Origin of the sequence: Tautonia rosea (assembly GCF_012958305.1) — a bacterium.
GTDB lineage: Bacteria > Planctomycetota > Planctomycetia > Isosphaerales > Isosphaeraceae > Tautonia > Tautonia rosea.
This window is the reverse complement of record NZ_JABBYO010000008.1, coordinates 170,207-192,611: the sequence shown is the minus strand read 5'-3', so window position 1 is coordinate 192,611 and position 22,405 is coordinate 170,207. Positions and strand designations below refer to the sequence as shown.

The following is a 22,405-nucleotide window of genomic DNA, read 5'->3' as shown; positions in this document are numbered from 1 at the left end:
GTGACGCTTTCGAGTAACATGGGGTGTGTGCTCGGCGGGGTGGTCTGCGGAGCATGGGCGTGAGGCGGCAAGGGAGTCTCGGTTCAGCGATGAGCATCGACGTAAGTCGTGTCTATATCTTCCCGATTGAGCGGCTTGCCGATGCATTTGCTGCGGCCGCCGAGATCGCACCTCGACCGCGAGAGCCCCGGGATTTCACGATCGCCCTGCCCAACGGGACCTCGATCCGCTTCCCATTCGCCCCGAGAGGCAATCCGCCCTATGCGTTGGAGTTGGACGATTTCAACTCCTTCGAGTACCGATTCCGAGCCTCGGGAGACGACATCGAGGAGTATGTTCGCGAGAATCCCGAGCCACCGTTCGTCCTCAAGCGGCTCAAGGGAGGCGGCCTCCGGGGGATCTTCGAACTGATCTTGCTCGTGTCGGTGGAGCCGCCTTACGCCTCGTTTTCGTTCAACACGCGATGCACGTCCGACTGCGATGTCCTTGGTCTCCGCTCGGTCTGCGAGGTCCTCGACTTCATAGGCCGCTGCGCCGAGGGGCTCGTGACGTACGAGATGGTGATGGGCGATCGCAAGATCGTTGAGCCCTTTGACGAAGATTTGCCGCCGGAAGTTGGTGTCGGAGACGAATCGGAGCTGGCCAGCATCGTCGCCTATGTGCGTCGTCTGGAAGGCGCATAACCGCGCTCAAGGCCTTTGTTGTCATGAGCGCACTTTAGGACGGGCCTTGGCAGAGGGAAGGGGTCCTGACCGGGGTCGGGGTAGGGCGCGGCGCGACGGATCGGACCGGGAGGTAGTCGGCGCGGGGAGGGTCGGGTGGATGAGTCGCGATGCATAGGGGCATCGGCTCGCAAACCGCGCTCGGGGGTCGGCACGCGGGCGGCGATCGGCGTCGTTGGCTCGTGGTGGGGGCTCGGGGGGAGATGGTCCCGACGAGCCCGGCCTGGTCCATCCCCCGGCCTCCGTATTGCCGAGGACCGTGCTAACCCTGCCAGGGCGATCCCAGCGCCAATTCATCACCGAAGAGGAACTGGGAGATCGCTCGCAAGATCTTCGACTCGTTGCTTGGCCGCCTGGGTCGGGCTTCGAATTGCACCTCCCTCAGTCCTTCCAGGTATTGTTGCGGGGATGGGTCTGGCATCCCGGTGCGGTCGGGGATGAAGTAAAGTTCGTGCCAGGAGAACTTCGGCTTGTACCCGAAGAAGAATAAGCCCAAGAGTTCTCGAGTGAACACGCGTGGTCCCCACGGCTCGAAGAACATCAACCTGTGCTCGTTGAAGAATTGTTTCCAGACGTCGTCGCACATTTGCGATCGTCCATGTCGATTGATGACCTGCTGTTGGGCTTTGCTTGAATATTTTGAGAACAGTTTCTTCCAGTCCACTTGTTCCTCGGAGGTCAAGCCGAGCCTGAAGATCTGACCTGAGGTGATCCCCCCGAGGATCAATGCGTCATTGAGGATGGGTGTCCAGTTTTTTTCGCTCAGGATACTCCCCCCCAGGGTGACCGGGGAGGCGAGCCGCGCGGCGGTCTTCTGCTTCAGTTCATCCCGCTCCTGTTGCAGTTCCGGGGTGTTCGCCGAGCGTTCGAGAAACCTCGGATTCAAGACCCCAGCACCATCCTTCGGGAACCTGGCCCGTACGGCCCGCGTCTGCTGCTCGTTCTGAACGATTTTCTCCGTCACCCGGTCCTGGATCCCGTTCGCCCCGGTCACCCCGAAGTTCTTGATGAGTGCGATGTTCATGCGGATTCCTGTTCCGCCCAGGATCGTCATCTTCAGCTTGTTGGTGGCGGTGGCGGCGTAGAGGTTCCACGCGGCCTCGATGTACTCCTCCATCTTCTCGTCATCGTTCCAGCTCCCCGGATTCCAATTGCCGACCCAGGCGTTGTCGTCTCGATACTGCTGCTTGAGATCGTCCAACTGAGCCTTGAAGTTCTCCTCGGAAAGCATGTGCTCGCTCCGGTTGTTGGGCGTCTCATCCGAGGTTCGCCGATGCACTGCGGATCCATCGCGGTTGCAAGCCGAGGGGTGAGAGGAGGCCTCGACTCGGAGACGGGGTCGTCCGCAGTTGGGTTCGCGGATTGGCTCAAACGGGTGGCGACCGGGCCTGGGCAGGCGGTTCGTTGGGGTTGGCCATCCTGGCCGAGACGCCGATCGGTGGTCACCGTCTGGTGAACGACACTCACGTCCCGTGAAGGCGGCTGAACGCCATCCTGTTCGGTATGCTAACCCCGTCTCCGAGTCGAATCCAGACCCGGCTCGCCGGGACCAGCCTGTCAGGACGGGACCAGGAGACGCGGACGGCTGAATTTTTCCTGCAAGGGAGTCCGCCGAGTGGCCAGGATAGCGCGTGGAGCAAGTTGGATCACGCGTTCACATGCGAGTATGAATCGTCTTCAGGAGAGGGGGGCGTCGGTCATGAGGAATCGACCTCGAAGGAAGTTCAAGCCCAAATGTCATCCTCTCATGCCTTACGCGGTGGAAACTTCTCGATGGAGCATTGATTGGCAGGAACGGATCAGGGACCATTCCCAATTCGAGGGAGAAGGGCCCGGAACGCTGATGTTCGTCATGGAATGAATGCAAAGGAGATTACAGATGTCAGCACATCGAATCTTTGCGATGCCGTTTGCGGGGGTGTATCCCCGGTATGTTGAGAAGGCCATGCGCAAGGGACGCACGAAGGAGGAGGTCGACCAGATCATCTGCTGGCTGACCGGCTATGACGAGGCGGGGCTCCTCCAACAGCTTGAACAGAAGACGGATTTCGAAACGTTCTTTGCTCAGGCGCCGGCGATGAATCCCAATCGTGCGCTCATCAAAGGGGTGATCTGCGGCGTCCGCGTTGAAGAGGTGGAGGATCCGTTGATGCAGGCGATTCGCCAACTGGATAAGCTCGTGGATGAGCTGGCCAAGGGAAAGGCGATGGAGAAGATCCTTCGCGCGTGAGGATTGCGGTGAGCGGAGCGAGGAGGGCGCGGCGCGTTGCGAAAGGGGGGGAGGCTCCGAATGAGTGAACCGACAGGTGACGATTCGAGGAGGAGCAAACGATGCCGATTCATGTGCAAGCGTTGTCCCGCAGAGGGTTTCTGGCGGGCAGCGCGGCGGCGGTGGCCGGATTGGCGGTGGGGAGAGGGGCCATTGGGGCGGAGTGGGACGCGAATCGGTTTGCGTTGCTGTCGGATACGCACATCCCGAGTCGGCCGGAGATCGAGGCCCGAGGGGTGAACATGACCCGTAACCTGCAGCGGGTGGTGGGCCAGTTGCTCGCGCTGGAGCGGAAACCGGCGGGGGTGATCCTCAACGGCGATTGCGCTTACCTGAAGGGGTTGCCCGAGGATTACGCGAATCTGGCCCGGTGCGTCGAGCCGATGGCCGGAGGTGGGCTGGACCTGCACATGACGATGGGGAACCACGATGATCGAGGCCCCCTGTACGATGCCCTGGTCATGCAGCGCCCGGACACGGTGGTGGTCGAGTCGAAGCATGTGAGCATCATCGAATCGCAGCACGCCAATCTGTTCTTGCTCGACACGCTGACCGAGGTGGACGTGGTGACGGGGGAGCTGGGGCAGGAGCAGCTGGCGTGGTTGGCCGAGGAACTGGATCGGCGGAGCGAGAAACCGGCGATCCTCTTTGCGCACCATAACCCGCAGTTTACGCCGCCGGAGGAAGGAACACGGTGGTCGGGCATTCAGGATACGGCGGCCTTTTTTGAGCTGATCGCGGCGAGGCCGCAGGTCAAGGCGTATGTGTACGGGCATACGCATCGGTGGTCGATCGGGCGGAGGGACGGGCTGTACCTCATCAACCTGCCGCCGGTGGCGTATCTGTTCGAGGACGGGTTGCCGAACGGTTGGGTTGATGCGCACCTGAGGGCCGGAGGGATGACGCTGGAGTTGCGGGCGATCGACCCGAACCACCCGCAGCACGGTCAGCGGGTGGCCCTGGAGTGGGCGTGAGGGGCGAGGGAGCGGGATCGCGTTGTTGAATTTTCGAGAGGGTCAAGACGGCGGGGTGCCGCGCCGATAACTCTAGAGCCCGGCGGCGATGGTTGACGTCGCGACGAGGCGGCATAAAAGCCCGCCCGCCGGGAAAGTCTTGGGGAAGGTGGTCGCGATTGTCTGGTCAATCCGGAGCAGTCGTGACACAATATGCAGCCCGCAGGCGACCGCATGCGGGCCGTGATCTGCATTCGGGTCTCGGCCCGTGTGCGTTCGCAATCGGTTGCGAACGCCCCCAAGAACTGACACCTGGGATGCTCCACCGCGCGGCGGCCCCCGACTCTCGGTCTGGGGACCACTCCCATTGGCCCGCCCAACGAACATCATGCGGGGGGAGGGGGTCGCTTCGCGCATTGAGTTGCTGGAACACCGTCGGGATCGCGGGGGGATGCTGAGCGCCGAGACTTGATCTCGCCCATCAGTTTCGATGGCTCCCCCCCCGCGGGTCCCCGGTGGATTGTTCATGGCAACCCTGTGCCGAGGCTTTCTTCGTCGCGACCGATGCGGAAGGAGCAATCGTTTGGCATCGCGGAGCGGCCGGGGTGGCAGGGGATGACGTGATCTTCCGACCGTTGCAAACCCCAGTCGAATATGGTCTTCGGAACCCGAGGACCGGACGCCCGGTTCCGAATCGAAACGGTGTTTTCCAACGACGGTCCGTCGCTCCGAGAAGGTCCGTCGTCTGTTTCTCTCAAGACTTTTTTTCTCCAGATTTCTTCAACGAGCAAGCACCCGATGAGTACCCATACCCACAACGCGATTCCCGGCATCCGAGGGCAGAACGCGCCGAGCGGCACCGAGCCGGCCATGATCGTGGCGATCAAGGGGCGAGAGATTCTCGACTCGCGAGGCAACCCGACCGTCGAGGTGGACGTGATATTGGCCGACGGCACGCTGGGCCGCGCGGCCGTGCCCTCGGGGGCGAGCACGGGCGAGTTCGAGGCGGTCGAACTGCGAGACGGCGACAAGGGGCGCTATGTGGGCAAGGGGGTCCGCAAGGCGGTCGAGAACGTCAATACGCAGCTTTCGAAGGTGGTGGTCGGGCGGGACGCGGCCGATCAGGTCGGGCTCGACCGGGCGATGATTGCGGCCGACGGGACCGAGAACAAGGGGACCTTCGGCGCGAATGCGATTCTGGGCGTCTCGCTGGCCGCGGCGAAGGCGGCGGCGGCGAGCAAGGGGTTGCCGCTCTATCGCTACATCGGCGGCGCGAATGCTCGGGTCTTGCCGGTGCCGATGGCCAACGTGATCAACGGCGGCAAGCACGCGGACAACAAGATTGATTTTCAGGAATTCATGATCATGCCCGTCGGCGCGAAGAGCTACGCCGAGGGTCTTCGGATGATCGCCGAGGTCTTCCACAGCCTGAAGTCGGTCCTGAAGAAGGCCGGTCACAACACGGCGGTGGGGGATGAGGGCGGATTTGCGCCGGATATCAGCAACGAGGAGGCGATTCCGTTCATCCTCGACGCTGTGAGCAAGGCCGGTTACACCCCCGGCCGCGACAAGGACATCGCCATCGCGCTCGACCCGGCCTGCTCGGAACTGTTCGAGGAAGGGGGGCGCAAGGGATACAAGTTCTGGAAGTCGGCCCCGGACAAGCTGTTCTCAGCCGAGCAGATGATCGAGCTGTTCACCGGCTGGTGCGACAAATACCCGATCGTCTCGATCGAGGACGCACTCGACCAGAACGACTGGGACGGCTACGCCAAGCTGACGGCGGCGCTTGGCAATCGGATTCAGATTGTGGGTGATGATTTCTTCGTCACGAACACGAAGCGGCTGAGCGAGGGGATCGCCAAGCACTGCTGCAACAGCATTTTGATCAAGGTGAACCAGATCGGCACCCTGACCGAGACGCTCGAAGCGGTGGACATGGCGACCCGGGCCGGTTACACGGCGGTGATGTCGCACCGATCGGGCGAGACGGAAGACGCGACGATTGCCGACATTGCCGTGGCAACGAACTGCGGCCAGATCAAGACCGGCTCGGCCAGCCGATCGGACCGGATCGCCAAGTACAACCAGTTGCTCCGGATCGAGGAACAACTGGGAGAGTCGGCCGTCTTCGACCCGACCCCCTTGACCCGACGAGGGGCCTGACCGCCCGCTCGATGAGCCTGATCGGTTAGAATGCGACGGAGGCGACGGCCCGAGGCGAAGGGGTCGTTCGCCTCCGTCAGTCGTTTGCGGTCCCGGTCGGAACCACCAAGGAGCCTGGGTGATGGCGACGCTCGTGCTCGATTCTTACGTTGAAGACCAGATCCTGGAGCAGCGGCGGGCTTCGGGGGGGGATCGGTTCGATGAGGTCTGGGATGGGGTCTATGTGATGTCGCCGCTTGCGAACAACGAACACCAACTGATCGCCACACGGCTTTCAGCGATTCTTCAGGTGAGTTTGAATTTTGGAGCACAGGGATTGGTGTTCGCCGGGGTGAACGTGAGCGATCGGCAGGAGGACTGGACGCAGAATTATCGCTGCCCCGATGTGGCCGTCTTCCTGAACGGGACATCGGCGATCAACCGGGAGACGCACTGGCTTGGGGGGCCGGATTTGGCGGTGGAGGTGGCGAGCCAGGGGGACCGGGCGCGGGAGAAGCTGGCGTTTTATGCGAAGGTGAACACGCGGGAAGTGTTGATTGTGGACCGCGATCCGTGGGTGCTGGAACTGTATCGGTGGGTCGAGGGGACGCTGGGGAAGGTGGGGATGAGCCGTCCGGGGGATCCCGAGCCGATTCGGAGCGAGGTGGTGCCCTTGGCGTTCCGCCTGATCGTTGCCGAGCCGAGGCCGATGATCGAGGTCACCAGGCGAGAGGGGGGAGAATCGTGGCGGGTCTGAGATCCTGAACGCTGGGCAGAATTGGTTTCCAATGGGATGAGATGGCGATCGAATGCCTATTCAGGAGCGACGTTGAGGAACCGAGTCGGAGGATCGGTCTCCATCGACAGACCGATGCCCCGAGAGAAAATGAAGAGGCCTGGCGATTTTGTTTGAAAAAGAGCGATGTTGAACGCGTAGAATCAATCGTGTGAGATTTTGTCGTGTAGGTTCCTTCTGTGAATTGTCGCCGGGCCGAGGTGCTGCCTGGCCTGGAGCGTGGATGCATCAATGGCGAAGCGTGCGAATCCGCGAGTGTCCGATGGTGACGCGACGCTCGATGTGACCCGTGCCGACAACGCAGCCTCGGCGTTTGCGTATGGCGACACGATGCAAGAGGTCGAGTATGGCGAGGCGACGCGGGACGTCGAGTATGGCGAGGCGATGGTGGGCGGAACGTCGTTGCGGGCAGCGCAGCGGGTTGGTACGGAGCAGGAAGGGCAGGAGGCTGCGGGGGCCCGTTGGTATGCGAGGCCAACCTTGCCGCACCGGGTGGGGGTGGTGATCCCGACCCGGAACCGGCCGAACTGGCTGCCGCACATGCTCGGTTCGCTGATGATGCAGACGCATCGGCCGGAACGTATCCTGGTGGTGGACAATGGGGAGGACTCGGCCGAGGAGGTGGTGAGCCGGTATCCGGGGGTGGAGTACCTTCGGGCAGAGGTCGGGTCGGGCTTGAGCGGAAACCCGGCGCGGAATGTCGGGATGCAGGCGATGGCCGATCTACCGTACCTGTGCTTCCTCGACGACGACGATATGATTCCGCCGGATTACCTGGAGGTTTTGCTGGCGACGATCGCGACCGACTGCCGGGCGGCGGCAGCCTATCCTCGGCTGCGGTTTTGCGGGACGCAGCAAGGGACGTGGAGCGTGCCGTACCATCCGGACCTGCTCGGCCGATCGAACCTGGCGGGGGTGCCGGCCCTGATCCGGACCGATGCGCTGTTGCAGGTCGGCGGCTGGCCGGTCTTCGCTGCTGACCCGGACGGCACGATTCCTCACGATGACTGGGCGCTTTGGCGGCGGTTCCGCGACCACGGTTGGCGGATGATTCCCGCGCCGGTGGATTATTTCTACTATCGCCACGACGACGGGGTATGCCACTCGAAGGCCCGCGCCAACCACCAAAGCGAGTGGCGACGGACGATCGACCCGACCAATCTGGTGACGCTGGCGATTCCCTGGTCGGGCCGGGAGCATTTGATCGACGCCATGCTCGACGCCGTGGCGCGGCAGTCGTATCCCGCATCACAGTTGCATTTGCTTTTTTATGATAATTCGGGATCAGAGGCGGTGGGGAAGCGGTTGCGTCGGTGGTTGCTGGAGCAGGACGGGTATGCCGGGCACTCGTATCACCGCGACCCGAGGCCGGCGGTGGCGGGTCTGTCGGCCTCGGAGCTGGCCGATGCTCCGCTGGACGAGGGGGAGCAGGGGCGTCGGCGGCATGGCCGGGCCGTGAATCACCGGGTGGGAGCGATCTGGAACCGGATCGGGCAACTGGCCCGGACGGATCTGGTGTGGTGTCTGGAAGATGATGTGATTCCGCCGCCCGATGCGCTCGATCGGTTGCTCGACCGGATGGGTCCGATGGTTGATGGCGTGACGGCGAACTACCGCTCTCGGGTGGTTCCGGGGTGCAGCGTGGCCTGGCGATACACGAACCTGGAGACGGGGGATCTGGTCCACCTGGAGGGGGGGACGGGCCTGGAGTCGATCGGCGGGACGGGGCTGGGCTGTGCGTTGGTACGTCGCGAGGTGTTTCGTGCCGGTCCCGCACGGTCGGGGGGCGAGGCGGTCGGTTATGATTGCAACCTGTGGCTGGATGTGGCGCGACGGGGCGGAACGGTGTTGATCGACTGGGATTTGCGTTGTGAACATCGGATCGGTCATTGGAAAGGTGAGGAACGAGTCGCAGCCCTCGAACTGCCGAGGGGGGTGGTCTGAGGGATCGGGTCTGCGGTCTTGCCGTGGGGGTTGATGTGACCTCCGGGTATCGGTTGGCGATGATGGGAGTGATGGTCTCATGTCGAGCAACACCCCGAACCCGCACGTTGAGCCAACAGAAGGCGATTCGTCTGCCGCTGGCCGCCGCAAAGGTCCGCCTCCTGCTCCTCCGCGATTTCCCAACCCGGCCCAGTCGACGGCGCCCGGGACCGACGTCGGCGAGACGATGCCGATGTCAACGATTGATGTGAGGAATGCCGTCCGAGGCGACGAGACGATCCGGCTTCAGCCCGACTCGACCCCCGATCCGACTGTTCCGGTGGAGATCGACCGGGTGATCGCGGGCCGGTACTGCCTGGAACGGGAGCTGGGCAGGGGGGGCTTTGGGGTTGTGATGCTGGCGTATGATCGGGAATTGCAGCGTCAGGTGGCGATCAAGATCGCGCGGCGGACCTCGGACCTGAGCATCGACTCGTTGATGGAAGAGGGGCGTAAGGTCGCGCAGCTTGACCACCCGAACATTGTTCCAGTATACGACTGTGGATATTTGGATCAAAAGACCGTTTTTATTGTTTCGAAGTACGTGGACGGGGGGAGTCTTTCGAGCCAGCTTGCCCTGCGACGGCTGCCGATGGAGGAGGTGGTGGCGATTTGCGGGCAGGTGGCCGAGGCGCTGGCCCATGCGCATGAGAAGGGGTTCATCCACCGCGATCTGAAGCCATCGAACATTTTGCTCGACGTGAGAAACAACGCCTATGTGGCCGACTTTGGCCTGGCGCTGCGCACGACCGACCGAAGCGACCAGGACTGCGTGGAAGGGTCGTTGCAGTACATGAGTCCGGAGCAGGTCAGTGGCAAGTCTCGGCTGGTGGATCGGCGGACGGACGTGTTTTCGTTCGGGGTGATTTTATATGAGATGCTGACAGGTCGTCGGCCGTTTCCGGGGCGATCGAGCGCCGAGTACCGTGAGCAGTTGATTCATGATGAACCGCCGCCGCCAGGTCGGCTAGTGCCGGGCCTCTCGCCGTGCCTGGAACGGATCTGCATGAAGGCGATGGCCAAGCATCCAGCCGATCGGTTCGCATCGGCCTGGGAGCTGGCCGAGGAGCTTCGACCGTGTCGATCGGGTCCGAGGCGGCGTAATCGCCGAGCCGGGCGGAACCGATGGGTGGTCCCGGCGGTGCTCATGCTGATTGCGGCGGTGCTGGTGCTGGCCCTGGGGTTGTGGGTGTGGTCGTGGCGGGGGGCGGGGGCTGGGCCGGCGCCGCCGGAGCAGCTTGCGCGAGTGGCCTTGCCGCTCGATCGGGAGGTGGCCGAGTGGGTGCTGTCGCGGGGAGGGGCGGTCGATTTCAACACGCACCCGGCGACGATCACCCGGCTCGACCAGTTGCCGGATCCGTCGGCCACGGCCCCGCTTCGGACCGTGGAACTGATTGGGATCAAGCCGATCAGCGGATCGGAGATGGCGACCCTCTGCGCCTTGCCGAGCCTGACCTATCTGCACCTGGGCGAGGCGGACCTGAGCGATGAAGATCTGATGCTCATCTCCCGGTGTTCCAACTTGCAGATGCTCTGGGTTTGCTGGAGCGATTTGACGGATCGAGGGATCATGCAACTGGGCCGCCTGAAGGAGCTGAGATACCTGGACCTGCGACGGACCCAGCTGACCAACGCCGGGGTGCCGGCGTTGGCCAAACTGCCGAACCTGGAGCACCTGATCCTCTCGGGGACTCAGATCACCGACGGCGGTTTGTCGCCCTTGCAAGGACTGCCGAAGCTTCGGCGGCTCATCCTCAACCAGACGATGCTGACCGACGCCTCGATCGACGACCTGCTGAACTTTCAGGGGCTGACGCGGATCGAACTGAAAGACACGGGCCTGACGGCCGAGGGGGTTGATCGGCTCCGGGCGGGTTTGCCAGGATGCGAGATTGTGCGCTGAGACGGACGAAGGGCCGATCAGCGCTGATAAATCGGCAAATAGCGATATTCGACGGCCAGGGCGAGCACTCCCATCGCCGTGCAGTAGTTGCGGCCCCCGGTGCGGTCGTTGCCGGAGGAGGCGAACCAGGAGCCGTCGGGGTCCTGGCGGTCGAGGAGGATCGGGACGAGCTGGCGGTAGTAGGGGAGGAAGTAGTCGTCGCCGAGTTGAAAGAGGGCCTGGGAGCAGTAGTAGGCTTCGTAGAAGAAGTAGTCGGAGCCCCAACTGGGGGGGTGGCTCATGAGGTAATTGCCACCGGCGAGGGCCTCGGGCGAGGCGTGCTCGCCGCAGAGTTCGAGTGAGAGGATGCCGGTGCCGGTGCGTGGGTTGTTCGGGCCGCCGCGACCGGCCTGGTAGCTGAAGCCTCCGGAGCGGGGCTCGACACAGCGCCGGACGTAGTCGAGGGCGTCGTCGATGGCCTCGGACGGGACGGTGCAGCCGGCGTCTCGGGAGGCTCGGAGCGCGACGACCTGCCAGCCGGAGACGGACAGGTCGCTGTCGTAGCTGCCGGGCTGGTAGCGCCAGCCGCCGGCGTGGTCGGGCGACTTGGGCACGCGTTGGGCGCGGACGATCAGCTCGACGGCCTTCGCCAGGGCGTTGCGGGCGCGGTTGGCGAGATCGGGGTCGGTGGTCATGCCGACGACCTCGGCGAGCATCAAGGTGCTGATGCCGTGGCAGTAGAGCGGGCCGTGGCTGGTGTTCGAGACGAGCATGCCGTCGGGCCGCTGATGGTCGAGGACGTAGGCGATGCCGCGCTCGATGGCGTCGCGGTAGGGGCCGTCGTTTCCTGGCACGTGCCCGCAGGCGAGGAAGGCCATGACGGCCAGCGACGTGACCGAGGTTGCCTTGCCGAAGCCTCCGGATTCCCAGGAGCCGTCGGCCTGCTGGGCACCGGCCAGGTAATCGAGCGCGCGTCGGGCGGCGCGGTCGGTCTCGGCGTTTGAGAAGGAGGTGCGAGGGGCCTCGGGCAGATCCTGGGGGAAGGTGTTTACCGAGGGAGCGATGAGGAGCAGGATCAGCCCGAGAGGAGCGACCGCGGCAGGGAATCGGGTCATGACGGGGGGCCCTGGTGGGAATTCATTTCACTGGCAAGATGGGCGACGGCAAGCTCGATGCGCTTGATCTCCCGGGAGAGGGAATGCCGTTGCATGTCGAGCCAGAACCAGACCTTCAAGGCCAGCGAGACCGCCAGGCCGAGGCCGAAGCCGAGGCCCCAGCGGAGGATCTCGACGACTTCGTCGGTCTGGAAGATCTTGACCGCCGAGACGACGGCCAGGCCGAAGAAGGCGAAGGTCACGACCGAGACGTAGACGTTCAGCCAGCGGCGACGCCCCCGGAAGCTCTCGGTCATCAGTTCCGGGAGCGACGGTTCGCCGAGGCGATCGAACACGGCGCGTTCCTCGGCGGAGAGGGCTTTTCGGATCAGTGTATCGAGTTCGTGGTCCTGAGTCTTCATGGCGATTGCTCCATAAGCCGTTTGAGATGTTGGCGGGCGTGGAAGAGTCGAGACTTGACCGTGCCTTCGGGAATGCGGAGCAACTCCGCGATGTCTCGGACGGAACGGCCATCGGTGTAGGAGAGGGCCAGCAAGAGCCGCTGGTCGCTGGGCAGGTCGTTCAGGGCGTGCCGAAGCTGATCGACGGCGTCGGGCGGCTCTTCGGCCTCGGGAGTTCGGGTCTGGGGATTAGGGTCGATGACCTCGGGATGGGCCTGGAGCCGGTCGTCGAGCGATCGCTGACGTCGGCGACGGCGGAGCCAGTCGACGGCCTTGTGATCGACGATCCGGTAGGCCCAACCTGGGAATCGGGACGGATCGTTCAGTCTCGGCAAGCCTCGGATGATCGCCAGCCAGGCCTCCTGGGCGGCCTCGGCGGCCCCTTCGAGGTGGGCCGTGCGTCGGTAGGCATGGGCGATCAGGCGACGATGCCAGCGGCGGGCCAGGGCCTCGAAGGCATCGACCTCGCCACCTTGAGCGGCCAGCACGAGCCAGTCGTCAAGAACCTCGTCGGGTGATCGGCCCACCGGTCTGTTCCCCTCTAAAAGAGATGAACTCGTCTGTCACGAAGGAGAGTCGGCCGAACGAGGAATCGGTTCACGAAAAACCCAAGGAAATCGAAGGCTCGATTGCAAATCGGCTGCGTGATCGAGGGGTCTGGGGCGATGGATGCACGTCCAATCGCATCTGGGGGGCTTGGATCGTTCGGGCTCTTGGTCTACCATGGGGACGATCCGTGAAGGAAGGCGTTTCGGAGTGGCCAGGGTTTGCGAGGCTCCTCATGGTGGGAGCAACACGTTTCGGTCGCTTGAATTCTGGTGAGGATGAATCCAGGCAGCCTGACTCGCTCGCTTTGCCACGGCCGGACGAGACCGATTTGTGTGGATGAACGGCCCTCGGCCCAACGGCCTGGGGGCAATGGGTATCGGCAGAACGCACAAAGGCCTGGAGGGGTCGATGAGCGAGCCAATCGCAGATCGCGACCCGGTCGAGTTGCTGGCCGACGAGATCATGATGCGCTTCCGGAACGGGGAACGACCCGAACCTGAGGAGCTGATCCAGGCCTATCCCGAGCTGGCTGACGATTTGCCTGCGATCCTTCAGACCCTGATCGACCTGGAGCAGATGTTTCCTCGGGACGAGAGGAACGGCGATGCCCCTTCATCGCAGTCCTCTGAGGCGGCCGCCCGATCTTCGGTCGAGCCCCGGTTCTGGCAGGTGGGGGATTACCACCTCTTGCGGGAGATTGGCCGGGGAGGGATGGGGGTCGTCTACGAGGCCGAGCAGATCTCGCTCGGCCGACGGGTGGCGTTGAAGATCTTGCCGAGCCACATTGTGTTCGATGCCGGCATGCTCGAACGGTTCCGGCGCGAGGCGAGGGCGGCGGCCCGCTTGCACCACACGAACATCGTGCCGGTGTTCGAGGTCGGCCAGGAAGACGAGATGGCCTACTACGCCATGCAGTTCATCCAGGGACGGGGGCTGGACCGGGTCATTGAGGAACTACGCAAGCATCGTGAGCAGCAGACGGCCAAAACCTTGTCTCCCGCCGAGGCTCGGGCCCTGAAGGCCCAGGCCCTGACCTCGGACCAGGACGAGAGTAGCCTGAGCCTGGCGGCGCAGTCGCTCTGGACCGGGCAGTTCGCGCTTCAGGCGTTCGACGCCGGCACGAGCCTGATCGCCATTCCGAGCACCGACGCCACGTTGATCGAGCCGGCTGACGACGGGGGAGGATACCGGAGGATCGGCGACCCGTCGGATCCGGGGGCGAGGACCGATCGAATCGAATCGGCGGTCCCGTCGCGGTCGAACCGGCGATTGCCGTATTTTCGGAGTGTCGCGCGGCTCGGCCGGCAGGTCTCGCAGGCGCTGGCGTATGCGCACGGTCGGGGGATCATCCACCGCGACATCAAGCCGAGCAACCTGTTGCTCGATGACGACGGGGTGATCTGGGTCACCGACTTCGGGCTGGCGCAGGTGGAGCAGGATCGCCCGTTGACCCGCACGGGAGACCTGCTGGGGACGCTCCGCTACCTGGCTCCCGAGTGTTTTCGGAACCGAGCCGACGCGCGGGCCGATCTGTATGCGCTGGGCCTGACGTTGTACGAGATGCTGGCGCTGCGCCCGGCCTTCGTCGCGTCGGATCGGCTTCTTCTGATCGAGCAGATTCGGACGAAGGAGCCGACGCCCCTCCGGCAGATCGATCCGAGCATTCCGCGCGACCTGGAAACGATCATCAACAAGGCGACGGACAAGGACCCCGAGGCGAGGTATCAGACGGCCTCGGCCCTGGCCGAGGATCTGGGCCGGTTTTTGGAAGACCGGCCGATCGCAGCGCGGCCGATCGGCCTGCCCGAGCGTCTGGTGCGCTGGTGCCGCCGCAAGCCGGACGTGGCGATGATGACCGGGGCGATCTTCGGGCTCTTGCTGACGATTGCGGTGGGGGCTTCGATCCTGGCTGTTCGTCTGGAGCGCTCGGCCCGCGATGCCATTGCCCTGGCCGAGGCGGCCAATGACGCGGCGGCGAGGGCCCTGCGCGCCCGTGTTGAAGCCGATCGGGCCAACCGAGAACTGTTTGCCACCCAGGACTCGCTGCGACGGAACCTGTACGCGTCTCGGGTCAACGGGGCGCTGTCGGCCTGGAACGCCAATGACATGGGGCAATTCCACGTCTTGCTCGACCAGGCCGAGCCGAGCGAAGAGGATCAGGATCTGATTGGCTGGGAATGGGATTACCTGCGTCGGCTGTCCGGTCCCGATCGACTGGTATTCAATGATCACACCCGAGAAGTTCAGTCGGTTCACTTCAGCCCCGACGGTCGGACGCTCGCCTCGATTCAGTGGGGCGGCAGGGTCGTGTTGCGAGACGTTCGGACCGGAAAGGTTCGGCGGGAGCTTCCGGGTTCGACCAATCCGACCATCCTGGGACCGAATGAGGCTGGGGTGTTCGGCGTGGCGTTCAGTCCCGACAGCCGGATCGTCGTTGCGCAGAACCCGGAGACCTTGCAACCGGCGGCGTTCGAGGTGCAGACCGGTCGCTTGCGGACCTCGTACGAGGGGGTGGATGGTTCGGTCAAGAACCTGGCGATCAGCCCCGACGGCCGATGGCTGGCCGGGGCGATCTCGACGCATCGCCTGATGCTCTGGGAACTGGAGACGGGGCGGCTCGTGTCGACGATCGACGGCGCGCATCGGAGTTCGCTGCAGAGTCTGGTGTTCAGTCCCGACAGTCGGACGCTGGTGACGAGTGGTGTGGAGGGCGTGGTTCAGCTCTGGGACGTCGAGCCGTTGCGGTCTCGGGCGCGGCTGGTTGGGCACGCCCGGGCGGTTCACGGCGTGGCGATCAGCCCCGATGGCCGGACTGTCGCCTCCGCAGGATGGGACGGATCGATTCGGCTGTGGGACATGGACGAGCAGTGCGAACGCGGCCTGATCCAGCGATCCGGCCCGATGCAAATTGCCGTGGCGATCAGCCCCGACGGTCGGATGCTCGCTTCGGCCGGGATGGATAAGTCGGTGACGATCTGGGAGCTCGACACGGGTCGGCAGGTACAGGTCTTCCAGGGCCACACCGATCTCGTGGCCACTCTCGACTTCAGCCCCGACGGCCGGTTGCTGGCCTCGTCCGGGTTCGACCGGACGGTTCGGCTCTGGAACCTGGACGACGCGACCCAGCCCCGGATCCTGCGGAACGTCGAGGTGCTGAGGGGTATCGACCGGCCCATTGACCTGACCTTCACGCCCGACGGCCGGCGGCTGGCAGCCTCGTACGCCAATGGGTTCCTGAAGGGATGGCAGGTCGATCGGGGCGACCTGGTGGTGTTTTTCTCGATGCTCGATCGTGCTGATTCGCGCTACGAGCGAAGGATCGACGCCCTTGCCTTCAGTCCCGATGGTCAGCGGCTTGCCATGGGCAGCCCCGAAGCTCAGATTCTTTTCTACGATGCGGACCCGAGCTTCATCACGGGGGTGATTCCCTCGGCTCATGAGGACACAATCAAGGATCTGGTCTTTACACCGGATGGGCGGCAGATTGTCTCGGTTTCCGACGACGGCCGATTGCGGCTCTGGAACGTGGAGTCACGCGATCTGGTGTTCTCGTATGACGGCTTGATGGAAGGAATCCAAGGGGTTGCAATCAGTCCCAACGGCCGCCTGATTGCCGCGGCGGGGGTGGACGGCGCGGTCAAGGTGCTGGATGTCACGACCGGAGCGGAGCTGCACTCCTTCCTCGCCCATTCCGATGCGGTTTACAGCGTGGCGTTTCATCCCGATGGCCGACGCCTGGCCTCGGGCGGGGTTGATGCGAAAATCTGTTTCTGGGACGTGGAACACGGTCGGCGTCTCGACACGATGATTGGGCATTCGGGATCGGTTCACGGCCTCGCCTTCAGCCCTGACGGGCGCCGGTTGGCGTCGGCCGGGGCGGATCGGACGATCCGCCTGTGGGACATGTCGAGCGGTCTGGAAGTGCTGACCCTCAAGGACCACGCCGACCGGGTCCGCCGGGTTGCCTTCAGCCCCAACGGGTTGCACCTCGCGTCGCTGAGCGACGACGGGACGATCATGATCCGGGACGCGATGCCGAGTGACCCGGGCGCGATCAACACCGCGCCCGTCCGCGGCTCGGAATCGTGGGCGGTACGAGCCGACGGGGAGCCGTCGGAGGGGGGGCGTCTGCGTCCCCAACCCTGACGCGACCGTCGGCCCGGCTCACGGAGCTGGAGAGGGGGGCGGGAGCGGCTCGGGTGTGGGGGCCGCGGCCGAGGAGGCGCGGGCGATCTCCTGGAAGTAGAGGCGGATCAAGGCGGCGTAGTCGGGGTGGTAGCGGTCGGTCGAGGAGCGGAGCATCTCGGTGCGGAGGTGGCCGGGCAAGGCTCCCCAGAGGCGGTCGGAGCGGAGGTTGAGATCGGCGTCGGGATTGGAGACGCCGGCGGCGGTCGATCCGGAGGGAGGGGCGGAAGGTTCCTGATCGGTCGGAGCCGAGGGAGGGGCGGAGCCGGAAGATTGGGCGAGCATCCGGGCGAGCTGTTCGGCCTGGGCGTTCGGGTCGGCGGGTCCGGAGGCCTGGCGAAGCTGTTCGGCGGCGCGTCGCATGGCCTGAGTGGCCGATTGGGCCGCGTCGGAGGCCTGGGAGGGGTCGCCGCCGGCCTGTTCCAGATCGCGATGCGCGGCGTCGGCCTCGGCGCGGGCCGACTGGGCGGCCTGGTCGAGTTCCGGAGTGCGTTCGATCAGATCGGCCAGGGCTTGTGTCAGTTGTTCCTGGGCTTGCCGGAGCTGTTCGAGGGCCTCGGGGGAGATTGAGGGTTCGGCGGCAGGGCCTTCGGGGGGGGTGGAGAGGGCCTCGGCCTGGTTGGCCAGGTCGGATTCCTGGCGGGCGAGGTCAGCCAGCTTCGGGCGGACGGCGGCGGCCTGGGCAAGGTCGTCGAGCCGATCGGAGAGGTCGTCGAGTCGGTCGGAGGTGTCGGCCAGCTCCTGCTCGGCCCGGCGGAGGTCGTCGGGGCGATCGGAGGTGTCGGCAGTCTGGGCGTCGTTGAGGGCGGTTCGGGCGGCGTCGGCGTCGGCCTCGGCGGCCTGTCGGATGGCGTCGCCGATGGGGCCGAGCATGGAGTCGTCGCGGAGCGATTCGGCGAGGGCCTGGAGCCGATCGACCAGCTCCCGGGAAGATTCGGCGAGGCGGTCGAGGTCGGCTTGCTGGCGATCGGACCAGCGTCTCGGGTCGCGCTGGGCGAGTTCGGCGGCAGCGCGGAGGGGGCCGGAGCGGAGGCGATCCTTGGCCGCCTGGCGGGCGAGGTCGTCGAGGGCCTCTCGGAGGGGTCGGAGCGCTTCCTCCCGCCGTTCGGCGTCGACACGTTCGATGTCGGCGACGATGGCCACCGGCCGAGGGTTCGACCAGGCCTCGTTCGGCCCGCGAGGGGGGGGCAGGGAATCGAGGACGCGGACCCGGATCGAGACGAGGTCGCCATCCTTTAAGGCCAGGGGGGCCAGATCCAGGTCGGCAAGCCCGCGCGCCGCGGGAGAGCCGAGGCCATTGAGCGAAAGCGGGATGATGCGTTGCTCGGGCGCGTCGGTTGGGGAGTCGGGGCGAGCGATTGTGACATGCAGCTCCGCGGCGGCGACGGCCAGGTCGTCCTGGCTGGCCACGGGGACAACCAGGCGATCGCCGGGTCCGAGGGCCTCGTCCCCGTCTCCCAGGGCGACGACGGGAGGGGCATCGGCCTGGACCTCCAGGCGTCCGGAGGGGACGGAGCGATCGGTCAGCCCTTGAGAATCCCCGGCGGTGATCGCGAAGCGGCCCGATCCGGTGGCAAGGACTTCGGCGGTCCAGAGGGTGCGGCTGCCTTCGTCGTCGGGGGCGGGAGTCAACGCGACCGGGGAGAGGGAGCCGTCCTCAAGGGGCCAGTCGAGGGCGACGCGATGGCTCGGGAGGTCGGTGGTCACGGTGATTGCAACGCGGCTGTCCTGCCAGGCGACGACGAGGGACGAGGAGGGGTCGTCGATCGTGGAGGAGGGCAAAGCGGTGTAGGTCGGGGGGGTGATCGTCCAGCGTTGCGAAACGATCCGAGGGGGATCGACGACCGAGACGCGGAAGGCCCGGCTGCGCGCTGGTCCGGTGCTGATGCGGTAGGTGATCGCATCCTCCACCGAAGGAAGGGTGAGGGTAAAGGTGTGATCGTCGGCCGGGTCGGTGTCGGAAGGGGAGCCGGGGCCCATTGTGAGGGAATGCGAGCTTCCCGAGGCGTCGGTCCATTCGAGCTGAGCGGCATCGGGGACCGATCGGCCGAATCGGGGGTGAACGACGGCGGAGATGGTCAGGGAATCGCCCCGGGCGAGGGTCGTGTCTCCCGGCTCGACAACGATGGCGAGCCGTCCGGCCGTGCCGAAATCGGTCCAGGGCATCAGGACGCGACGGGCAAGCAGGGCGAAGGGATCGGGGGCCAGGACGGTCGGCAACGCGACCAGGGCGACGGCCGCCAGGCCCAGGGCGAAGCGTTGCCAGGGGCGACGCAGGGGGACGGCGAGGCGGGGGGCGATGGCTCGGGCGTCGTCCGCAGCCCGATCGACGAGCGCGGCGATCAAGGTTGGAGAGCCGTGGGCACGCTCGCCGTCCTCGATCAGGGCGACGGCCGCCGAGAGTCGTTCACCGGCCTCGGGGCGCGATCGCTCGGCCACGGCGGCCAGGGCGTGGCGGGTAGGGTGTCGAAGGACGCCTCGCAGCACAATCAGGGCGAGCCAGATCGAGGCCAGACCCACTCCCGCGATCCAGACGGCCCAGCGGGTGGGATCGGCGATCGGCCAGAGCCCATCGACGAGGATGGCTCCGGCGACGATCACCGCCAAGGTGCCGAGGAGCCCGCCAAGGCCCGTCAAGATCCCCGCCCATCGTAACCGGCGATCGACGCCGCGCATCGCCTTGCGAATCGGCAAGGGCAGGCGAGACGATCGGGGGCGCTTCGATGGGGCGGCGGGGGGGGCGATGGTCATCGGTCACGATTCCCCTTCGGACCTCGGGCCTCGACACATCGGGACCGCTCGGGCAGCGGTTTTCCGAAGTCTTCCCAGTGTATCGAGGCCGGCGAGGACCGGCCACGCGGTCGTCGGGTGTTTCCGAGGTGGCCCGTGTGTTGAGGAGTCGACAGAAGGTTGACCCGAAGCAAGGGATGGGATGGTTCGATGGCTCCGGCTGCTCACTTCAGGTCGACCGTCATCCGCTCGATCATCCCCTGAAACCTGAAGGGCTTCCGGTCGGCGTAATTCAGCGAGACGGGTGAGCCGAGGTCGACGCCCACGTCAAGGGTTTCACTCGCCGTGAACGCCCCCGGCACGGTGCGCGTGACGGTCGTGCGGGCGACTTCCTGGCCGTCGACCTTGAGGACCACGTCCGCCCCGGCGCCGGGCCTGGCGATCGTCTCCTCGACGTCGATTCGATGCTTGCCTGGGGCGAGCGTCGCCTGGCTCCTGACGGTGGTTCGCTCGATGATGAGCATGTTGTACTCGTAGACGAGATGCCCCTTGTCCATGTAGAGGGCCACCCCACCGCTTGCGCCGCCGAGGGCGTAGAGCACGCCGGAGGCGTCAGGTCCGACCTCGATGTCGAGGGTGACGTGATTGCTCCGCTTGCCGAGGCCCGGTGCGGCGAACTCGGGCATGCGGTTGGTGTTCGCGTCGAACCGCCAGGAGGTGTAGGGGCTTGAGATGACATCCTCGGGATGGAACCGGGTCCAGAGCCCGCCGCCGATGGGGAAGGCCTGGTTTGCCTGGGCCTCGGCCAGGAACAGGTCCTTCATCCGAGCCAGTCGCTCGGGCTCCTTTGCGGCGAGGTCGTCGGCCTGGCTGAAGTCGTTCGTCAGGTCGTAGAGCTCCCACACGTCCTGGTCGGCGTTCCAAGCCTTCAGGCGGGCCGCGGTGCTGGGCGTGTCCCACGGGACGAACGGCCCGAAGGTGCAGGCGAACCAGCCGTCGTGGTAGATGCCCCGGCTGGCGTTGTTCTCGAAGTACTGCGTCGGCTTCCGGCCCGGGGCCTGAGCATCGGTGAAGGTGTAGGCCAGGCTCACGCCGTCGATCGGGTCTTGCTTGAACCCGTTCACCTCAACGGGCGGCGTGATGCCGATCACCTCGTACAAGGTCGGCACGATGTCGTTTACGTGGTGGAATTGCGCCCTGGGTGTGCGGTCTGGCGTGATGCCGTTCGGCCAGGAGATGACCATCGGGTTGCGCGTGCCGCCGAAGTGCGCGGCGACGAGCTTGGTGGAGCGGAACGGGGTGCTTCCGGCCCAGGCCCAGCCGGCATGGTACATGTTGTCCATTTTCGGCCCGCCGAGGGCTGCCAGCCCGCCGAGCGCGTCCATTGCCTGCATCTGCTGCTCGACGGTATTGGCGATGTTGTTCTGGGCGAGCAGCTCGCTGACGCTTCCCTTCTGACCCTCGGCGCTGGAGCCGTTGTCGCCCCAGATGTAGAGGATTATGGTGTTCTCGCGGAGTCCCAGCTGCTCCAGCCCATCGACGAGCTTGCCGACCTGCGCATCGGTGTGCTCGACGAATCCGGCGAAGACCTCCATGAGCCGTCTTTGGAACGGCCGCTCAGCCTCGGGGATGCTGTCCCAGGAGGCCAGGGTCGGATCGCGCGGCGTCAACTTCGTGTCCGCCGGGATCCAGCCCAGCTCCTTTTGCCGGGCGAAGACGCGCTCGCGGTAGGCATCCCAGCCGTCGTCGAACTTCCCTTTGTATTTATCGGCCCACTCGGGGAAGACGTGGTGCGGCCCGTGGGCGGCGCCCGGGGCCCAGTACATGAGGAAGGGCTTGTCGGGGGAGAAGGCCTGATGTCGCCGGAGCCAGGCGAGCCCCTTCTCGGCCATGTCCTCGGTCAGGTGGTACCGCTCGTCGTGGGGAGGCTCGACGGGGTTGAGGTTCTCGTAGAGCCGGGGCTCCCACTGTGACGTCTCGCCGGCGAGGAAGCCGTAGAAGGAGTCGAATCCGTGGCCGGTGGGCCAGCGGTCGAACGGTCCCATCGCCGTGGTCTGATTGGCCGGGGTGTTGTGCCACTTGCCAAACGCCGCCGACTTGTAGCCGTAGTGGTGCAGTGTCTCGGCGATGGTCGCCGAGGTCTTCGGGATGATGCCGGTGTAGCCGTCGAAGTCGGAGGCCCGCTCGGCGATGGTGCCATTGCCGACCCGGTGGTGGTTCCGGCCGGTCAGGAGCGCGGCACGGGTCGGCGAGCAGATCGAGGTGGTGTGGAAGGCGTTGTAGGAGATGCCCGAGTCGCGGAGCCGCGTGAGCGTCGGCGTGTGGACCTCACCCCCGAACGTGTCGGGGACACCGAAGCCCACGTCGTCGATCAGCACGATGAGTACGTTCGGCGCGCCGGGCCTGAGCCGTTCGGGCTCCTTCCGCCACGTCATCGTGGACTGCTGGATCGTTGGCCCTGCCACGCTGGCCGAGGGGACCGGAGGGAAGGGCAGGACGGAGCCATCCGCAGCGAGCGGCGGGGAGGTTTGCTGTCCCCGAGTTTCCGTTGTGGCAAGGATCGCCAGCAGGGCAACCAGGGGCATGAAGGTCGTCCGAGATCGGGAAAAGTGAGGGCTCACGGGGGAGGGCTCCCA

At 65.3% G+C, this 22,405-nt stretch carries 14 protein-coding genes; 8 read left to right on the top strand and 6 right to left on the bottom strand.

All coding sequences use genetic code 11. From position 1 onward, the window contains the following. The first annotated feature begins 89 nt into the window (after positions 1-89). On the top strand, positions 90-683 hold the full coding sequence (locus HG800_RS15775; protein ID WP_169977591.1) for a hypothetical protein: 594 nt from the start codon (positions 90-92) through the stop codon (positions 681-683). Between the two features lie 301 nt (positions 684-984). Here HG800_RS15775 and HG800_RS15770 read toward each other — a convergent pair whose 3' ends face one another. Beyond that, the gene (locus HG800_RS15770; protein WP_169977590.1) at positions 985-2,001 is read right to left on the bottom strand and encodes a hypothetical protein; all 1,017 of its coding nucleotides are present in this window, start codon (positions 1,999-2,001) and stop codon (positions 985-987) included. A 600-nt stretch (positions 2,002-2,601) separates the two neighbouring features. Between HG800_RS15770 and HG800_RS15765 the strand changes: the two genes are divergently transcribed. The 6 genes from HG800_RS15765 (at position 2,602) to HG800_RS15740 (ending at position 10,771) form a co-directional block, all read left to right on the top strand. Further along, complete coding sequence (locus HG800_RS15765) at positions 2,602-2,952, top strand: DUF2200 domain-containing protein (RefSeq protein WP_169977589.1); 351 nt, start codon at positions 2,602-2,604, stop codon at positions 2,950-2,952. Positions 2,953-3,053: 101 nt separating this feature from the next. Beyond that, positions 3,054-3,965 carry a metallophosphoesterase family protein gene (locus HG800_RS15760; protein ID WP_169977588.1) on the top strand — a complete coding sequence of 304 codons (912 nt, stop codon included), beginning with the start codon at positions 3,054-3,056 and terminating at the stop codon, positions 3,963-3,965. Between the two features lie 849 nt (positions 3,966-4,814). Continuing rightward, on the top strand, positions 4,815-6,110 hold the full coding sequence (eno, locus tag HG800_RS15755; protein ID WP_169977767.1) for a phosphopyruvate hydratase: 1,296 nt from the start codon (positions 4,815-4,817) through the stop codon (positions 6,108-6,110). Between the two features lie 121 nt (positions 6,111-6,231). Then, positions 6,232-6,846: a Uma2 family endonuclease gene (locus HG800_RS15750; protein WP_169977587.1), complete on the top strand. Its 615-nt coding sequence runs from the start codon at positions 6,232-6,234 to the stop codon at positions 6,844-6,846. Between the two features lie 270 nt (positions 6,847-7,116). Continuing rightward, positions 7,117-8,829 (top strand): glycosyltransferase family 2 protein, encoded by a 1,713-nt coding sequence (locus HG800_RS15745; protein WP_169977586.1) that lies wholly within the window; start codon positions 7,117-7,119, stop codon positions 8,827-8,829. Between the two features lie 232 nt (positions 8,830-9,061). Beyond that, complete coding sequence (locus HG800_RS15740; RefSeq protein WP_169977585.1) at positions 9,062-10,771, top strand: protein kinase domain-containing protein; 1,710 nt, start codon at positions 9,062-9,064, stop codon at positions 10,769-10,771. Positions 10,772-10,788: 17 nt separating this feature from the next. Here the strand turns inward: HG800_RS15740 and HG800_RS15735 are convergent, their stop codons facing one another. Genes HG800_RS15735 through HG800_RS15725 form a run of 3 tightly spaced genes read right to left on the bottom strand, consistent with a single transcriptional unit; the run spans position 10,789 to position 12,832 of the window. Continuing rightward, positions 10,789-11,865 (bottom strand): prenyltransferase/squalene oxidase repeat-containing protein, encoded by a 1,077-nt coding sequence (locus tag HG800_RS15735; protein ID WP_169977584.1) that lies wholly within the window; start codon positions 11,863-11,865, stop codon positions 10,789-10,791. Continuing rightward, positions 11,862-12,266, bottom strand: a complete 405-nt coding sequence (locus HG800_RS15730) for a DUF6768 family protein (RefSeq protein ID WP_169977583.1) — start codon at positions 12,264-12,266, stop codon at positions 11,862-11,864. Before HG800_RS15730 ends, HG800_RS15735 begins: the two co-directional genes overlap by 4 nt. After that, positions 12,263-12,832: an RNA polymerase sigma factor gene (locus HG800_RS15725; protein WP_169977582.1), complete on the bottom strand. Its 570-nt coding sequence runs from the start codon at positions 12,830-12,832 to the stop codon at positions 12,263-12,265. The genes HG800_RS15730 and HG800_RS15725 overlap by 4 nt, the downstream gene beginning before the upstream one ends. A 430-nt stretch (positions 12,833-13,262) precedes the next feature. On the opposite strand from HG800_RS15725, the gene HG800_RS15720 reads away from it, so the two are divergent. Beyond that, positions 13,263-17,000, top strand: coding sequence for a protein kinase domain-containing protein (locus HG800_RS15720; RefSeq protein ID WP_182830376.1), 3,738 nt, complete (start codon positions 13,263-13,265; stop codon positions 16,998-17,000). A gap of 18 nt (positions 17,001-17,018) precedes the next feature. Here the strand turns inward: HG800_RS15720 and HG800_RS15715 are convergent, their stop codons facing one another. Both HG800_RS15715 and HG800_RS15710 read right to left on the bottom strand, forming a co-directional pair. After that, complete coding sequence (locus HG800_RS15715) at positions 17,019-19,790, bottom strand: DUF4175 family protein (RefSeq protein ID WP_169977580.1); 2,772 nt, start codon at positions 19,788-19,790, stop codon at positions 17,019-17,021. A gap of 203 nt (positions 19,791-19,993) precedes the next feature. Next, positions 19,994-22,354, bottom strand: coding sequence for a sulfatase-like hydrolase/transferase (locus HG800_RS15710; protein ID WP_169977766.1), 2,361 nt, complete (start codon positions 22,352-22,354; stop codon positions 19,994-19,996). Between the last annotated feature and the right edge of the window lie 51 nt (positions 22,355-22,405).

Coding starts and splice junctions, on each gene's coding strand:
- HG800_RS15750 (WP_169977587.1), top strand. CDS start 6,232: ATGGCGACGCTCGTGCTCGATTCTTACGTTGAAGACCAGATCCTGGAG.
- HG800_RS15760 (WP_169977588.1), top strand. CDS start 3,054: ATGCCGATTCATGTGCAAGCGTTGTCCCGCAGAGGGTTTCTGGCGGGC.
- HG800_RS15730 (WP_169977583.1), bottom strand. CDS start 12,266: ATGAAGACTCAGGACCACGAACTCGATACACTGATCCGAAAAGCCCTC.
- HG800_RS15735 (WP_169977584.1), bottom strand. CDS start 11,865: ATGACCCGATTCCCTGCCGCGGTCGCTCCTCTCGGGCTGATCCTGCTC.
- HG800_RS15720 (WP_182830376.1), top strand. CDS start 13,263: ATGAGCGAGCCAATCGCAGATCGCGACCCGGTCGAGTTGCTGGCCGAC.
- HG800_RS15710 (WP_169977766.1), bottom strand. CDS start 22,354: ATGCCCCTGGTTGCCCTGCTGGCGATCCTTGCCACAACGGAAACTCGG.
- HG800_RS15740 (WP_169977585.1), top strand. CDS start 9,062: ATGTCAACGATTGATGTGAGGAATGCCGTCCGAGGCGACGAGACGATC.
- HG800_RS15745 (WP_169977586.1), top strand. CDS start 7,117: ATGGCGAAGCGTGCGAATCCGCGAGTGTCCGATGGTGACGCGACGCTC.
- HG800_RS15765 (WP_169977589.1), top strand. CDS start 2,602: ATGTCAGCACATCGAATCTTTGCGATGCCGTTTGCGGGGGTGTATCCC.
- eno (WP_169977767.1), top strand. CDS start 4,815: ATGATCGTGGCGATCAAGGGGCGAGAGATTCTCGACTCGCGAGGCAAC.
- HG800_RS15715 (WP_169977580.1), bottom strand. CDS start 19,790: ATGACCATCGCCCCCCCCGCCGCCCCATCGAAGCGCCCCCGATCGTCT.
- HG800_RS15775 (WP_169977591.1), top strand. CDS start 90: ATGAGCATCGACGTAAGTCGTGTCTATATCTTCCCGATTGAGCGGCTT.